General features: G+C 70.2%; 14 protein-coding genes. 9 read left to right on the top strand and 5 right to left on the bottom strand.

Annotation, left to right across the window (positions count from 1 at the left end; genetic code table 11):
- Window positions 1–12: 12 nt before the first annotated feature.
- The 4 genes from AC1DYN_RS01250 to AC1DYN_RS01235 are packed head-to-tail and all read left to right on the top strand — an operon-like array spanning window position 13 to window position 3783.
- Window positions 13–531, top strand: coding sequence for a DUF2271 domain-containing protein (locus tag AC1DYN_RS01250; protein ID WP_477957269.1), 519 nt, complete (start codon window positions 13–15; stop codon window positions 529–531).
- An 11-nt stretch (window positions 532–542) separates the two neighbouring features.
- Window positions 543–1358, top strand: a complete 816-nt coding sequence (locus AC1DYN_RS01245) for a DUF4198 domain-containing protein (RefSeq protein ID WP_477957268.1) — start codon at window positions 543–545, stop codon at window positions 1356–1358.
- A 23-nt stretch (window positions 1359–1381) separates the two neighbouring features.
- Window positions 1382–2416 carry an FAD:protein FMN transferase gene (locus AC1DYN_RS01240; RefSeq protein WP_477957267.1) on the top strand — a complete coding sequence of 345 codons (1035 nt, stop codon included), beginning with the start codon at window positions 1382–1384 and terminating at the stop codon, window positions 2414–2416.
- The gene (locus AC1DYN_RS01235; RefSeq protein ID WP_477957266.1) at window positions 2413–3783 is read left to right on the top strand and encodes a sulfite reductase subunit alpha; all 1371 of its coding nucleotides are present in this window, start codon (window positions 2413–2415) and stop codon (window positions 3781–3783) included. The genes AC1DYN_RS01240 and AC1DYN_RS01235 overlap by 4 nt, the downstream gene beginning before the upstream one ends.
- A 27-nt stretch (window positions 3784–3810) precedes the next feature.
- On the opposite strand, the gene AC1DYN_RS01230 is transcribed toward AC1DYN_RS01235, so the two are convergent.
- On the bottom strand, window positions 3811–4164 hold the full coding sequence (locus tag AC1DYN_RS01230) for a ribbon-helix-helix domain-containing protein (protein ID WP_477957265.1): 354 nt from the start codon (window positions 4162–4164) through the stop codon (window positions 3811–3813).
- A gap of 79 nt (window positions 4165–4243) precedes the next feature.
- Window positions 4244–4822, bottom strand: coding sequence for a DJ-1/PfpI family protein (locus AC1DYN_RS01225; protein ID WP_477957264.1), 579 nt, complete (start codon window positions 4820–4822; stop codon window positions 4244–4246).
- Window positions 4823–5149: 327 nt separating this feature from the next.
- Between AC1DYN_RS01225 and AC1DYN_RS01220 the strand changes: the two genes are divergently transcribed.
- Window positions 5150–5584: an SWIB/MDM2 domain-containing protein gene (locus AC1DYN_RS01220; protein ID WP_477957304.1), complete on the top strand. Its 435-nt coding sequence runs from the start codon at window positions 5150–5152 to the stop codon at window positions 5582–5584.
- A 46-nt stretch (window positions 5585–5630) separates the two neighbouring features.
- On the opposite strand, the gene AC1DYN_RS01215 is transcribed toward AC1DYN_RS01220, so the two are convergent.
- On the bottom strand, window positions 5631–7970 hold the full coding sequence (locus tag AC1DYN_RS01215) for a hybrid sensor histidine kinase/response regulator (protein WP_477957263.1): 2340 nt from the start codon (window positions 7968–7970) through the stop codon (window positions 5631–5633).
- Window positions 7971–8120: 150 nt separating this feature from the next.
- Here AC1DYN_RS01215 and AC1DYN_RS01210 point away from each other — a divergent pair, with 150 nt between their 5' ends.
- Window positions 8121–8669, top strand: a complete 549-nt coding sequence (locus AC1DYN_RS01210) for an invasion associated locus B family protein (protein ID WP_477957262.1) — start codon at window positions 8121–8123, stop codon at window positions 8667–8669.
- A 20-nt stretch (window positions 8670–8689) separates the two neighbouring features.
- Complete coding sequence (locus AC1DYN_RS01205; protein ID WP_477957261.1) at window positions 8690–8851, top strand: hypothetical protein; 162 nt, start codon at window positions 8690–8692, stop codon at window positions 8849–8851.
- A gap of 58 nt (window positions 8852–8909) precedes the next feature.
- On the opposite strand, the gene AC1DYN_RS01200 is transcribed toward AC1DYN_RS01205, so the two are convergent.
- Together AC1DYN_RS01200 and uvrA are read right to left on the bottom strand one after the other, a co-directional pair.
- Window positions 8910–9515, bottom strand: coding sequence for a 2-hydroxychromene-2-carboxylate isomerase (locus AC1DYN_RS01200; RefSeq protein WP_477957260.1), 606 nt, complete (start codon window positions 9513–9515; stop codon window positions 8910–8912).
- A gap of 67 nt (window positions 9516–9582) precedes the next feature.
- Window positions 9583–12537 carry an excinuclease ABC subunit UvrA gene (gene uvrA, locus AC1DYN_RS01195; RefSeq protein WP_477957259.1) on the bottom strand — a complete coding sequence of 985 codons (2955 nt, stop codon included), beginning with the start codon at window positions 12535–12537 and terminating at the stop codon, window positions 9583–9585.
- Window positions 12538–12676: 139 nt separating this feature from the next.
- Here uvrA and AC1DYN_RS01190 point away from each other — a divergent pair, with 139 nt between their 5' ends.
- Both AC1DYN_RS01190 and AC1DYN_RS01185 read left to right on the top strand, forming a co-directional pair.
- Window positions 12677–13366, top strand: a complete 690-nt coding sequence (locus AC1DYN_RS01190) for a GntR family transcriptional regulator (protein WP_477957258.1) — start codon at window positions 12677–12679, stop codon at window positions 13364–13366.
- 27 nt (window positions 13367–13393) lie between these two features.
- Entirely contained in the window at window positions 13394–14374 is a 981-nt protein-coding gene (locus AC1DYN_RS01185) for a Bug family tripartite tricarboxylate transporter substrate binding protein (protein WP_477957257.1), read from the top strand.
- Window positions 14375–14383 lie beyond the last annotated feature (9 nt).

Genomic DNA, 14383 nt, shown 5'->3' with positions numbered 1-14383 from the left:
AAGGACCTTCCGATGAGACTCCGCTATTCGATGGCCATGGGTGCCGCCGCTGCGCTGGCCGCACCGGCATTCGCCGCCGAGGCCAACCTGAAGCTCGAACTGCCGCAGCTGAGCGTGGCCGAGTACCACAAGCCCTATGTGGCGGTGTGGGTCGAGAAGGCGGCCGACCCCGCCTTCGCCGGCCAGCTGGCGCTCTGGTACGACGTGAAGAAGCGCGACAACGGCGGCGCGAAGTGGCTGAAGGACATGCGCAGCTGGTGGCGCAAGGGCGGCCGCGACATGCAGACGCCGATGGACGGCGTCACCGCCGCGACGCGCGCGCCGGGCGAGCACGTGATCGGACTGGCCGGCACGAAGGGCCTGGCGACGCTGCCGCCCGGCAGCTACCAGCTGGTGGTCGAGGCAGCGCGCGAGAACGGCGGCCGTGAGGTGCTGCGCGTGCCCTTCGACTGGCCGGTCAAGTCGGCCCAGGTCGCCAAGGCGCAAGGCGAACACGAACTCGGCGCGGTCGCGCTGGAACTGAAGCCCTGAGGAGCGTGCCGATGAAAACCTCCACCCGCTTTCTCGGCCTGGCCGTCCTGCTGCTCCCGCTGGCCGCCCACGCGCACCGCACCTGGCTCGTGCCCTCGGCCACCGTCGTCAGCGGCCGCGAGGCCGTGGTCACGGTCGATGCCGCGGTGTCCGAAGACCTGTTCGAGTACGACACCAATGCGCTGGCGCTGGATGGCCTGTCCATCGTCGCGCCGGACGGCAGCAGGCTCGAGGCCGAGAACCGCAGCAGCGCACGCCGCCGCAGCAGCTTCGACGTCAAGTTGACCCAACCCGGCACCTACCGCATCGTCAACTACACCGAGAGCGTGTTCGCCAACTACAAGCTCAATGGCGAGCCCAAGCGCTGGCGCGGCAGCCCCGACGCGATGGCGAAGGAGGTGCCGGCCGATGCGCAGGAGCTGCAGGTCACGCGCATGCAGAACCGCGTCGAGACCTGGGTCAGCAACGACGCCAAGGGCGCCAAGGTGGGCGACAAGGCCTTCGCGCCGCAAGGGCAGGGCCTGGAGTTCGTCCCGCTGAGCGCGCCGACCGACCTGAGCGCCGGCGACACCTCCAGCTTCCGCGTGCTGCTCGACGGGCAGCCGGCGGCGAACATCGACGTCACCATCCTGCGCGGCGGCAACCGCTACCGCTACAAGCTCGGCGAGATCGCGCTGAAGACGGATGCCAAGGGCCAGTTCAGCGCCAAGTGGCCGGAGGCCGGCCGCTACTGGATCGGCGTGAGCCACGCGGTGCGTGCCGCCGAGGGCACGCCGCCGACGCGCCGCGCGAGCGCCAGCGCGACGGTCGAAGTGCTGCCGCAGTAAGGAAAGAAGGGGAAGACAGGGCCATGCAGCCGGCGCGGGTGCTGATCCCGCAGCGCATCGCGACGCGTCCGCCGGCCCTCGGCGGGCGCGTGCATGCGTTGCAGGGCCTGACCATGGGCACCCGCTGGTCGGTGCGCCTGGTCGGCTCGGCCGGCCTGCCGCTGGACCCCATCCAGCAGGCGATCCAGGCCGCGCTGGACGGCATCGTCGCGCAGATGAGCCCGTGGGAGCCCGACTCCGATATCAGCCGTTTCAACCGCGCGGCGGCGGGCAGTTGGCACGAGCTGCCGGCCGGGTTCGACGAGGTGCTGGCCTGTGCGCTGCGGGTGGCGCGCGACAGCGATGGCGCCTACGACCCGTGCGCCGGCGCGCTGGTCGACGCCTGGGGCTTCGGCCCGCAGGGGCGCCACGACGAGCCGGGCTTCGAGCCGCCGGACGAGGCGCGCGTCGAGGCCGCGCGGGCCCTCGGCGGCTGGCAGCGCCTGCAGGTGGCGCCGCGCCGCGCCCGGCAGCCGGGTGGCCTGCGGCTCGACCTGTCGGCGATCGCCAAGGGCTACGGCGTCGACCGCGTCGTGCGCTTGCTGCAGCAACGCTTCGGCATCGAGGACCTGCTGGTGGAGGTTGGCGGCGAGCTGCGCGGCGAAGGCGTGAAGCCCGATGGCCAGCCCTGGTGGGTGGCGCTGGAGCCGGCGCCGCGCTGGCAGGGCGGCGCCTGGCAGCCCGACGAGGACGCGGTGGAGACGCGCGTCGCGCTGCACGGCCTTTCCATCGCGACCTCGGGCGACCACCGGCGCTTCTTCGCGCGCGACGGGCGCCACTACCCGCACACCATCGACCCGCGCAGCGGCCGTCCGATCGCCCATGGCCTGGCGCTGGTGACGGTGCTGGCCGACAGCTGCATGGCGGCCGATGCGCTGTCGACCGCGCTCACCGTGCTAGGCCCCGATGACGGCCCGGCGTGGGCCGACGAGCGCGGCATCGCGGCCTTGTTCGTCACGCGCCGCGCCGACGGCCGCCTGCACGAGCGCAGCAGCCGCGCGTTCGCGGCCTTGCTGTGAGCCCGCTGCACCGGGCGTTCGCCGCCGGCGCGGTGGCGCTGGCCTACCTCGCGTTCTGCGGCTTCATCGCCTGGCGCGAACGCCGGCGCCATGCCGCCGCGGCGCGCGATGCGGCAGCACTTGACCATGCGGCGGGCGACGGCACGCCGTTGCTGGTCGCGTTCGCGAGCCAGACCGGCTTCGCCGAGCAACTGGCCTGGCAGACCGCGCGCCTGCTGCACACCGCCGGCGTCGCGGTGCGGCTGCTGCCGCTGCGCGAATTGACGCCGGCCGAGCTGGCGCGCACCGAGCGCGCGCTCTTCATCGTCAGCACCTACGGCGAAGGCGATGCGCCGGACACCGCGTCGCGTTTTGCGCAGCAGATCGCGCAGGGCGGACTGCCGCTGCCGAACCTGCACCACGCGGTGCTGGCGCTCGGCGACAGCAGCTATGCACAGTTCTGCGGCTTCGGCCGGCGCCTGGATGGGTGGCTGCAGGCGCAGGGGGCGACGCCGCTGTTCGAGCGCGTCGAACTCGACAACGAAGACCCGGCGGCACTGAAGCGCTGGCAGCAGCAGGTCGCGCACCTGGCCGGCACGGTCGACGTGCCGGACTGGCAGGCGCCGGCCTTCGCCGCGTGGCGGCTGGTGGCGCGCCACGTGCTGAACGAGGGCAGTGCGGCGGCACCGGTGTGCCATCTCGAACTCGTCCCGGTGGAAGGGGCGCTGCCCGACTGGCAGGCCGGCGACCTGGTGCAGGTGCAGGCGCCGGGCGATGCGTCACGGCCGCGCGAGTACACCATCGCCTCGGTGCCGACGGCCGGCCGGCTGCACCTGATGGTGCGCCAGGAGCGGCATCCGGACGGCAGCCTGGGGGTGGCCTCGGGCTGGCTGACCGGGCCGCTGGAGATCGGCGGGACGGTGCCGCTGCGCTTGCGCGCGCACACCAGTTTCCGCATCGGCGACAACGCGGCGCGTCCACTGGTGCTGATCGGCAACGGCACCGGTTTGGCGGGCCTGCGCAGCCACCTGATGGCGCGCGCGGCGCTGGCGGCACCCGCGGCCTGCTGGTTGCTGTTCGGCGAGCGCCAGGCGGCGCATGACCGGCACTACGCGCAGGACGTCGACGGCTGGGCCCGGCAGGGCGTGCTGGCGCGGGTCGACCGGGTGTTCTCGCGCGACCCGCCGCAGCGGCTGTATGTGCAGCACCGCGTGCGGGAACAGGCGCAGCGGCTGCGCGAATGGGTGGCCGATGGCGCGGCGATCTATGTGTGCGGCAGCCTCGAAGGCATGGCCGCGGGCGTGGATGAAGCGCTGACCGAGGTGCTGGGCATCGATCAACTTGCCGCGCTGGCCGATGCCGGCCGCTACCGCCGCGACGTCTACTGAACCTGGGTTCCCGGATTGGCATCCGGGCTACGAAAGCGAGCGCAGGCCCATCAAGCCACGCACCGGGGAACCGGCTTTGCCGGGCCCCTGGTGTGGCGCCCCTTGGGGGCAGGAGCGAAGGCGACTGGGGGGACCATTCAGCAACGCGCTGACACGAAGGAACGAGGCGAAGTTGCCGACCTCGCCGCGTGCCTCCACCAGCTCGTCGTAGAGCCGCTCCAGCAAATGCGTGACGCTCATGCCGTCGCGCGCCCCGATCTCCTCCAGCACCTCCCAGTGCAGGTTCTCGAGCCGGATGCTGGTCACGACGCCATGCAGCCGCACCGAGCGCGTGCGCGACTCATAGGATGACGGGTCGGCGCGGATGAAGACTTCGCACATGGTCGGATCCCTCGATGCAGCGGAGCAGGGGCGCCATCTTCGGCCGATCCGGAACCCGCTGCAACGAGGGGCTTCTCGCTCAATGCTGGATCTTCGTGCCCAACACCGCGAGGAACTGCGACAGCCAGGCCGCATGCGCCGGCCATGCGGGCGCGGTGACCAGCTTGCCGTCGGTCACCGCCTGGTCGACCTCGATCGCCGCATAGCTCGCCCCCGCCAGCTCGACCTCGGCCGCGCAGGCCGGGTAGGCCGACACGCGCTTGCCGCGGATCACGCCGGCGGCGGCCAGCAGCTGCGCGCCATGGCACACCGCGGCGATCGGCTTGTCGGCGCGCGAGAAGTGCTGCACCAGCGCGATCACGGCCTTGTTCATGCGCAGGTACTCGGGCGCGCGGCCGCCGGGGATCAGCAGCGCGTCGTAGTCCTCGCCCTTCACCGACGCGAAGCTCGCGTTCAGCGTGAAGCGGTGGCCGGGCTTCTCGGAATAGGTCTGCTGGCCCTCGAAGTCGTGCACCGCGGTCATCACGAAGTCGCCGGCCTTCTTGTCCGGGCAGGCCGCGTGCACCGTGTGGCCCACCATCTGCAGCGCCTGGAACGGCACCATCGTCTCGTAGTCCTCGGCGTAGTCGCCGACCAGCATCAGGATCTTCTTGCCCATCGTTCGTCTCCTTCGACAAGGACGGAAACGCACCGTGCGAGACCGTCGACCTGCATTCTCGGAAGCCTTCGGCGCGCGTGGGTAGTAGCCCGCTACCGCATCGTTCGCGCCCTCGAAGTGCAGCTCGAAGGCACGCAGATGAGGCTCTGAGGCGACAAAAGAGCGCGCCGAGGCGCATGAATGCGTGTTTCACCTATGAAAACTGCTTCTCAATGCAGCACTCTCGCAGTAGTATTCGCTCCGCACGTGGACCTGGAGAACCGAGAGCTCATGCGGCTCTCACCCAACCCGGGCACATCAACAACGTTATTGATGGAGAAATTCAACATGGCAACTGCGAAACCGCCCGCTCGGAAAGCGGCTCCTGCAAAGAAAGCGGCACCGGCCAAGAAGGCTGCACCCGCGAAGAAAGTAGCGGCCAAGAAGGTCGCCCCGGCCAAGAAGGCCGCTCCCGCGAAGAAGGCTGCGCCGGCCAAGAAGGCCGCTGCGAAGAAGGCCGCTCCGGCCAAGAAGCGCACGCCCAACGCCGCCTTCATGAAGGCCATGACCCCGAGCGCATCGCTGGCTGCCGTCATCGGCGGCAACCCGCTGCCGCGCACGGAAGTGACCAAGAAGGTGTGGGAGTACATCAAGAAGAACGACCTGCAGGACAAGGCCAAGCGCACGATGATCAACGCCGACGCCAAGCTGAAGGAAATCTTCAAGAAGGCCCAGGTCTCGATGTTCGAGATGACCAAGCTGATCAACGGCCACCTGAAGTAATTCGGGCCCGCGACCTCAAGAAGCCGGTGCAGTGCACCGGCTTTTTTCATTCCAGCATCGCCCGCCCCAAGCTGTCCAGCACGCGCGCGACGTTGATCGGCTTGGTCCAGTAGTCGTCGAAGCCGGCCGCCAGCGCCGCGTCGATCTGCGGCTGCATCGCGTCGGCCGACAGCGCGATGCAGCGCAGCCCGGCGGTGGCCGGGTCGCCGCGCAGCGTGCGGATCAGCGCGAGGCCGGTGGTGTCGGGCAGGTTCATGTCGATCAGCAGCAGGTCCGGCGCCTGCGTGCGCGCCGCCGCCAGGCCCGCCGCGCCATCGCCCGCGATGCTCAGCCGCCACTGCGGGYGGGCCTTGAAGACCTCCTGCATCAGCATCACGTTCAGCGGCTCGTCCTCGATGTAGAGCACGTGCTTGCGCGCCGGCACGCGGGCCTCGGGCGGGGCTGCTGCCGCGTCCGCCGGGCGCGCGGGCGGCGGCGCCGTGCCGGCCGGCAGCGCCAGCGTGAAGGTCGATCCCTGGCCGGTGGCGCTTTGCAGCTGCAGCTCGCCGTGCATCGCCGCCGCCAGCGTGCGCGCGATCACCAGGCCCAGGCCGCTGCCTTCGACACGGCGCTGCTCGGCCCCCAGCCGGTTGAAGGGCTGGAACAGCTGCGCCTGCTGCTCGGGCGACATGCCCTCGCCCTCGTCGCGCACCGCCACCCGCACCTGCCCGCCGTCGCGGCCCAGCTGCAGGTGGACGCTGCCGCCGGGGCGGTTGTACTTGATCGCGTTCGACAGCAGGTTCAGCAGCACCTGCTCGACCGCGCGCGCGTCGGCCACGGCCCAATGCGCCTCGGCCACCGGCCCACGCGCCGACGCCACCAGCCGGATGCCGGCGTTGTCGGCCAGCGGCTGGATCAGCGCGACGCAGCTGTCGAGCGCCGCGTCGAGGTCGACCGGCACCGGCTTCAGCGAGAAGTCCTCCTGCTCGATGCGCGCCAGGTTCAGCACGTCGTTGATGAGCTCCAGCAGGTGGCGCCCGGCGCGCATCACGCTGTCGATGCGGCGCATCTGGTCGTGCGCCAGCGGGTGCACGCGGTCGAGCGACATCAGCTGCGCGAAGCCGAGGATGCCGTTCAGCGGCGTGCGCAGCTCGTGGCTGACGCGCGACAGGAACTCGCTCTTCGCGCGGTTGGCCTGCTCGGCCGCCTCCTTGTCGCGCCTCAGTTGCTCCAGCGCCACCTGCTGCGTCACGTCGCGGCAGGTGCCGAGCAGGCCGTTGACCTGTCCGGCGGCGTCGAAGGTGCACTGCGCGAAGATCTCGAGCGTCGGCACCTGTCCGTCCGGCCGCGTCAGCCGGTAGCGGGTCTCGAGCGAACCGCCGCTCGCGAGCGCCTGCCGCACCGCGGCCTCGGTCGGTCCGCGGTCGTCGGGATGGAAGGCCGCCAGCCAGTCGTCCAGCGTGTAGTGGCCGAGCGGGTAGGGCAGGCCGTGGTTCGTGCAGGCGCGGGCATCGAAGGCCAGCCGGCCGGTCGCCAGCAGGTACTGCGCGACGCCGATGCCGGCGGCCTCGGCGGCCATGCTCCAGCGCTCCTCGCTGGCCCGCAAAGCGAGCTCGGCCTGCTTCTGCGCGGTGATGTCGGCGGTGAAGCCGTGCCACAGCGTCGCGCCGTCGGGCAGGCGCTCGGGCATCGCGCGGGTCTCCATCCAGCGCACGCTGCCGTCGTCGCGCACGATGCGGTAGCTGCGCTGCCAGCGCGTCAGCGTGCGGGCGGACGCGTCGATGCTGTCGAGGTAGCCGCGGACGTCGTCCGGATGCAGCATGCGCAAGGGCACGCCCGGGTCGCCGCCGTCGCCGTTGCGCGGCGGCTCGGCGCCGAACAGCTCGCGCACCGCATCGCTCGCGTACGGGTAGCTGACGCGGCCGTCGGCATCGCGCTGGAACTGGAAGATCACGCCCGGCACCTGCGACGACAGCTTGCGCAGCAGTTCGGCCTGGGCATGTGCCTGGCGCTCGGCGGCGACGTGGGCCGACACGTCGCGCGCGGTGCCGCGGTAGCCGGCGAACTGCCCGTGCGCATCGAACACCGGCACCGCGCTGCGCGAGATGCGCAGCACGCCGTGCCGGGTGGGCTTGTCGGTCAGCACGCGCGCGATCGGCCGGTGCGCGCGCAGCAGCTGGTGGAAGCTGCCGCCGCCGGGGATCGGGTTGGCGAGTTCGTCGAGCAGCGGCGAATCGGCGATCTGCCGGCCGATGATCGATTCGGGCGGCAGGCCGGTGATGGCCTCGAAGGCGCCCGAGACCCAGGTATAGCGCAACTGCGCGTCGGTTTCCCACATCCAGTCGCCGGACGCACGCGCGAAATCGAGCAGGCGCCTGTGCTCCAGGTCGGGCGATGGGTTGTGCATGGCCCGCCATTGTCGAGCCGGCGCCAACGCGCCACAAGGGCTGTAGGGCATCTCCCACATCCTGCGCCCGCCTTGTCCGGCAGACCGCGCGCGCCGCGCTGCCTAATCTTGTGGAACCGGCTCGAAGCCATTCCATCGAGGAGAAGACCCATGACCCAAAGCTCGCTCACGCTGTCGTGCATCACGGCTGCCATTGCCGCGCTGATGTTCAGCGGCGGCGCTTTCGCCGCCGACAAGACCGCCTACGACCAGGCCAAGGCGTCCGCCAAATCGACGTACGAAGCGGCGCACAAGACCTGCGAATCGCTGGCGGGCAATGCGAAGGACATCTGCGTGGCCGAAGCCAAGGCCGCCCGCGTCAAGACCGAGGCGACCGCCGAGGCTGACTACAAGGGCACGCCGCGCGCCGTCTACAAGGCCAAGGAAGACATCGCCGAGGCCGACTACAAGGTCGCCAAGGAACGTTGCGACGACAAGGCCGGCAACGACAAGGACGTCTGCGTCAAGGAAGCCAAGGCCGCCGAGACCAAGGCGAAGGCCGATGCGAAGGCCGAGCGCGACACCAAGAAGGCGAACGCCACCGCCACGGACGACAAGAAGACCGCGAACTACAAGGCGGAAGCCGAGAAGTGCGACTCGCTGGCCGGCGATGCGAAGACGGCCTGCGTGAACAGCGCCAAGGCCAAGTACAACATGTGATGTCCTGACCGGAGCGCACCATGAGCTTCTTCATCGCGGCCACGGTCACCGTCATCACGGCGGTCGGCCTGTTGATTGCCCTGATCGCGTTGCTGCTGCAGCCGCACGTCGACGAACTGATGCAGGGCAGTTGGGTGTCCGACGCGTCGGATGCGGAAGGCAGCGCGGTGCGCAATGGATAGTTGATCCCCGGATTGGCATCCGGGCCACGCGTCCACGTAGCCCGGGTGACAACCCCGGTCAGCCTTGCTGCAAGCGCCGCTGGACGAAATCCAGCCGGTCCTGTCCCCAGAAGATCTCGCCGCCGATCACGTAGCTCGGCGCACCGAACACGCCCGCGGCGATCGCGGCCTCCGAATCCTGTTCGTAGCGCTCGTGCACCGCCTGCGAGTGCGCATCGTCGACGCGCTGCGCCGGCAGCCCCTGCTCGGCGACGATCGCCTGCAGCACCGCCAGGTCGGCGATGTTGCGCTCTTCCACCCACACCGCCCGCAGCACCGCCCCGGCGATGCGCAGCGCCGCCTCGGTGCCGTCCTTCATGTCGACCGCGATGATCAGCTGCGCCGCGTCGTCGCTGTTGACCGGGAAGTACTTCGGCTGCAGGTTGATCGGCTGGCCCAGCCAGGCGCTGAAGCGCTTGAGTTCGAGCAGCCGGTAGGCCTGGCGCTGCGGTGCGCGCTTGGACAGCGGCAGCCCGCCCGAGACCGGGAACACCTTGCCGCCCAGGTCGACCGGCAGCACGTTGACCCGGGCGCCGGCAGCCGCGGCGATCTCGCAGAAGCGCTGGTGGCCGAGGTAGGTGTAGGGCGAGTGCGGGGAGAGGTAGTAGTCGATGTCCAGGCTCACGGCGCGCTCCTGTGGAAGGGACTGCAGTCTAGCCAGCTCTCGCAACACCCGCAGCGCGGACTTTCGATCACTCTTCCAGCAGGGGTTTCAGGTACTGCCCCGTGAAGCTGGCCGGGTTTGCTGCTATGTCTTCCGGCGTGCCGCGGGCCACCACCGTGCCGCCGCCGGCACCGCCTTCCGGGCCCATGTCGATCAGCCAGTCGGCGGTCTTGATGACGTCCAGGTTGTGCTCGATCACGACGATGGTGTTGCCGGCGTCGCGCAGCTGGTGCAGCACGCGCAGCAGCAGGTCGATGTCGGCGAAGTGCAGCCCGGTGGTCGGCTCGTCCAGGATGTACAGCGTGCGGCCGGTGTCGCGCTTGGACAGCTCCAGCGCCAGCTTGACGCGCTGCGCCTCGCCGCCCGACAGCGTGGTCGCGCTCTGGCCGAGCCGCACGTAGCCCAGGCCGACGTCGAGCAGCGTCTGCAGCTTGCGTGCGATGTTGGGCACGGCGTTGAAGTACGCATGCGCGTCCTCCACCGTCATGTCCAGCACCTCGGTGATGTTGCGCCCCTTGTAGAGCACCTCCAGCGTCTCGCGGTTGTAGCGCTTGCCGTGGCAGACGTCGCAGGGCACGTAGACGTCGGGCAGGAAGTGCATCTCCACCTTCAGCACGCCGTCGCCCTGGCAGGCCTCGCAGCGTCCGCCGGCCACGTTGAAGCTGAAGCGGCCCGGGCCGTAGCCGCGCTCCTTGGCGGTGTTCATCTCGGCGAACAGCTCGCGGATCGGCGTGAACAGCCCGGTGTAGGTGGCCGGGTTGCTGCGCGGCGTGCGCCCGATCGGGCTCTGGTCGACATTGATGACCTTGTCGAACACCTCCAGGCCCTCGATCGCGTCGTGCGCCTCGGGCTCGGCATGGCTGCCATACAGCTTGCGCGCGACCGCGGCGTACAGCGTGTCGTTGACCAGCGTGCTCTTGCCCGATCCGGACACGCCGGTCACGCAGGTCAGCAGCCCGACCGGGATCTCGACCGTCACGCCCTTCAGGTTGTTGCCGCGCGCGTTGACGATGCGCAGGCTGCGCGGCTGCGCGTCGTCCGGGGCCGGGTCCTGCAGGCGGTGGCGCTGCTTCGGCACCGCGATGCGCAGCACGCGCGACAGGTAGCGTCCGGTCAGCGATTCGCTGCTGGCGGCCACCACGTCGGGCGTGCCCTGCGCGATCACGTGGCCGCCGTGCACGCCGGCGCCCGGGCCCATGTCGATCACGTGGTCGGCGGCGCGGATCGCGTCCTCGTCGTGCTCGACCACCAGCACGCTGTTGCCGATGTCGCGCAGGTGGCGCAGCGTGTCGATCAGCCGGTCGTTGTCGCGCTGGTGCAGGCCGATGCTGGGCTCGTCGAGCACGTACATCACGCCGGTCAGGCCCGAGCCGATCTGGCTGGCCAGGCGGATGCGCTGGGCCTCGCCGCCCGACAAGGTGTCGGCGCTGCGGTCCAGGCTCAGGTAGTTGAGCCCGACGTCGTTCAGGAACTTCAGCCGCGAGCGGATCTCGCGCACCACCTTGTCGGCGATCTCGGCCTTGGCGCCGCGCAGCGTCAGCTGGCTGAAGTAGTGCAGGCACTCGCGCAGCGTGAAGTGCTCGACGCGGAAGATCGGCTCGCCCTTGGCCTCGGGTGTTTCGTCATCCAGGCCCTGCAGGAACACGTTGCGCGCCTCGCGCCGCAGCCGCGTGCCGTGGCAATCGGGGCAGGGGCGGGCGGCCTGGTAGCGTGCCAGGTCCTCGCGCACCGCGGCCGAGTCGGTCTCCTTGTAGCGGCGCTCGAAGTTCGGGATGATCCCCTCGAACGGGTGCGAGCGCTTGACGCTGCGGGTCTTGCCTTTCCCCTTGCCCGTGCCGGCGCCCTCGGATTCGTAGACGAAGGCGATGTCTTCGTCGCCCGAGCCGTACAGCAGCACCTGCCGGGCCTTCTCGGGAAGGCCCTCGAACGGCGCGTCGATGTCGAACTTGTAGTGCTTGGCCACGCTCTCGAGCAGCGAGAAGGTGTAGCCGTTGCGCCGGTCCCAGCCCTTGACGGCGCCGCTGGCCAGGCTGAGCGATGGGAAGGCGACGACGCGCTCCGGGTCGAAGGCCGTCACCAGGCCCAGGCCGTCGCAGCTCGGGCAGGCGCCGACCGGCGAGTTGAACGAGAACAGCCGCGGCTCCAGCTCGCTCAGCGAGTAGCTGCAGATCGGGCAGGCGAACTTGCTGGAGAACAGGTGCTCGCGGCCGTAGTCCATCTCCAGCGCGACGGCGCGGCCCTGCGCGATGCGCAGCGCGGCCTCGAAGCTTTCGGCCAGGCGCTGGCGCAGGCCGGTGGCGGCGGCATCGGGCTGCACCTTCACGCGGTCGATCACGACGTCGATGTCGTGCTTCTCGGCCTTCTTCAGCTTCGGCAGCTCGGTCGCCTCGTGCGTGCTGCCGTCGATGCGGAAGCGGATGTAGCCCTGCGCCTGCATCTCGGCGAACAGCTCGCCGAACTCGCCCTTGCGGTCGCGCACCACCGGCGCCAGCACCATCAACCGGGTGTCCTCGGGCAGCGCGAGCACGGTGTCGACCATCTGGCTGACGCTCTGCGCCTGCAGCGGCACGTCGTGGTCGGGGCAGAAGGGCGTGCCGGCGCGGGCGTACAGCAGGCGCAGGTAGTCGTGGATCTCGGTGACGGTGCCCACCGTCGAGCGCGGGTTGTGGCTGGTGGCCTTCTGCTCGATGCTGATCGCCGGGCTCAGGCCCTCGATCACGTCGACGTCGGGCTTGTCCATCAGCTGCAGGAACTGGCGCGCATAGGCGCTCAGGCTCTCGACGTAGCGGCGGTGGCCCTCGGCATACAGCGTGTCGAACGCCAGGCTCGACTTGCCCGAGCCGCTCAACCCGGTGATCACCACCAGCTTGTTGCGCGGGATGTCGAGGTCGATGTTCTTCAGGTTGTGCGTGCGCGCGCCCCGCACCCTGATGACGGGGGCTTCGATGGAAGCGTCGGGTTCAGCGGGACGGGACGGGGGCATCGAGGGCTGCGGGCGCGAAACCAAACATCATAGCGGCGCAGCACCGCGCGACCCAGGGGCGGGTCACCGGCAAACAGGGGATGCGGCGGGCCTTTCCGCTGTTTCGTATACGATATACGGAAACAACCTGGCCCCGCCGATGCTGCCCTGGACCGCCCCTGCCGCCGCCGACCGCCTGAGCGACGTGCGCGACACCTCCCTCGCCAAGCTGGTGCGCGACGACGTGCTGGAGCTGATCCTGCAGGGTGCGCTGCTGCCCGGCCAGCGCATCAACGAGCCCGACATCGCGGCCCGGCTGAAGGTGTCGCGGGTGCCGGTGCGCGAGGCGCTGCGCGAGCTGGAGAGCTCGGGCCTGGTGGTGTCGCGCAAGAACGCCGGCGTGTTCGTGCGCCGGCTGGAAGCGGCCGACGTGCGCGAGCTGTACGAGCTGCGCGAGATGCTCGACGGCTATGCCGCGTCGCGCGTCGCGGCGCTGCCGGGCACGCGCCGGCTGCCGTTCGTGCGCCAGCTCGAGGCCGCCATCGCGACGATGAACCAGGCGGTGGACCGCGGCGACGCGCAGGCCTACTACGCCGAGAACCTGAAGTTCCACTGGGCCATCGTCGAGGCGGTGGGCAACCAGCAGCTGCTGGCCAGCTACCGCGGCGTGATCCAGCGCCTGCACGTGGCCCGGCTGATCAACCTGTCGGGCGATGCCGGCCGGCGCATCTCGATCGCCGAGCACGTGCAGATCGCGCGTGCGCTGCGCCAGGGCGATGCCCTGGCGAGCGAGCGGCTCGCCAGAACCCATGTCACCGACGCCCACGCCAGATTGGGCGCGACCCCTTAGCAGTTCACGACAACACCGGAGACAACCATGAAACGACGCACCCTGCTGCATGCCGCGGCGTTCGGCGCCTTGCCCGCGGCCCTTTCCGCGCCGGCCCGCGCCCAGGCCAGGTTCCCGACCAAACCGCTGCGCTACATCGTGCCGGTGGCCGCCGGCGGCGGCAGCGACATGATCGGCCGCACCGTCACCGAACGCTGGGGCGTGCTGCTGGGCCAGACCATCGTGGTCGACAACCAGGGCGGCGGCGGTGGCGTGATCGCGGGCCAGACCGCGGCGCATGCGGCTCCGGACGGCTACACGCTGATGCAGGGTTATGTCGGCACGCACGGCACCAGCCCGGCCACGCGCAAGCTGCCCTATGACGCTCTGAAGGACTTCACGCCCATCGGCATGATCGGCGCGACGCCGAACGTGCTGGTCGTCAACGCGCAGCTGCCGGTCAAGACGCTGAAGGAGTTCATGGACTACCTGCACAAGAACCCCGGCAAGGTCGCCTACGGCTCGGCCGGACCGGGATCGCTGACGCACCTGACGATGGAGCTCTTCAAGCAGCAGGTCGACTCGTTCATGGTGCACGTGCCCTACCGCGGCATCGCGCCGGCCTTCACCGACCTGATCGGCGGGCAGACGCAGGCCATGTTCCCCGGCCTGGCCGCGGCCATGCCGCACCTGCGCGCCGGCAGCGTGCGCGCGCTGGCCGTCACCGGCACCAAGCGCCATCCGCAGGCCAAGGACGTGCCGACGCTGGAAGAAGCCGGCTTCAAGGGCTTCGACGCGATGCAGTGGTACGGCGTGGTCGGCCCGGCCGGCATCCCCGAGCCCATCGTGCGCCAGCTCAACGAGACGCTCGCCACCGTGCTGAAGGCGCCCGACCTGCGCGACAAGCTGGCCGTCGAGGCGGTCGAGCCGATGGCGATGACGCCGGCGCAGTTCGGCGACTACATGCGCAACGACATCGCGCGCTGGTCCAGGCTGGCCAAGGCACGCAACATTCAACTCGACAACTGAAGACACCCC

It is taken from the genome of Rhizobacter sp. P2_D12, from assembly GCF_056404395.1.
This window is presented reverse-complemented; position numbering and strand designations above follow the sequence as displayed.

Coding starts and splice junctions, on each gene's coding strand:
- AC1DYN_RS01245 (WP_477957268.1), top strand. CDS start 543: ATGAAAACCTCCACCCGCTTTCTCGGCCTGGCCGTCCTGCTGCTCCCG.
- AC1DYN_RS01220 (WP_477957304.1), top strand. CDS start 5,150: ATGGCAACTGCGAAACCGCCCGCTCGGAAAGCGGCTCCTGCAAAGAAA.
- AC1DYN_RS01250 (WP_477957269.1), top strand. CDS start 13: ATGAGACTCCGCTATTCGATGGCCATGGGTGCCGCCGCTGCGCTGGCC.
- AC1DYN_RS01185 (WP_477957257.1), top strand. CDS start 13,394: ATGAAACGACGCACCCTGCTGCATGCCGCGGCGTTCGGCGCCTTGCCC.
- AC1DYN_RS01210 (WP_477957262.1), top strand. CDS start 8,121: ATGACCCAAAGCTCGCTCACGCTGTCGTGCATCACGGCTGCCATTGCC.
- AC1DYN_RS01225 (WP_477957264.1), bottom strand. CDS start 4,822: ATGGGCAAGAAGATCCTGATGCTGGTCGGCGACTACGCCGAGGACTAC.
- uvrA (WP_477957259.1), bottom strand. CDS start 12,537: ATGCCCCCGTCCCGTCCCGCTGAACCCGACGCTTCCATCGAAGCCCCC.
- AC1DYN_RS01190 (WP_477957258.1), top strand. CDS start 12,677: ATGCTGCCCTGGACCGCCCCTGCCGCCGCCGACCGCCTGAGCGACGTG.
- AC1DYN_RS01240 (WP_477957267.1), top strand. CDS start 1,382: ATGCAGCCGGCGCGGGTGCTGATCCCGCAGCGCATCGCGACGCGTCCG.
- AC1DYN_RS01205 (WP_477957261.1), top strand. CDS start 8,690: ATGAGCTTCTTCATCGCGGCCACGGTCACCGTCATCACGGCGGTCGGC.
- AC1DYN_RS01230 (WP_477957265.1), bottom strand. CDS start 4,164: ATGTGCGAAGTCTTCATCCGCGCCGACCCGTCATCCTATGAGTCGCGC.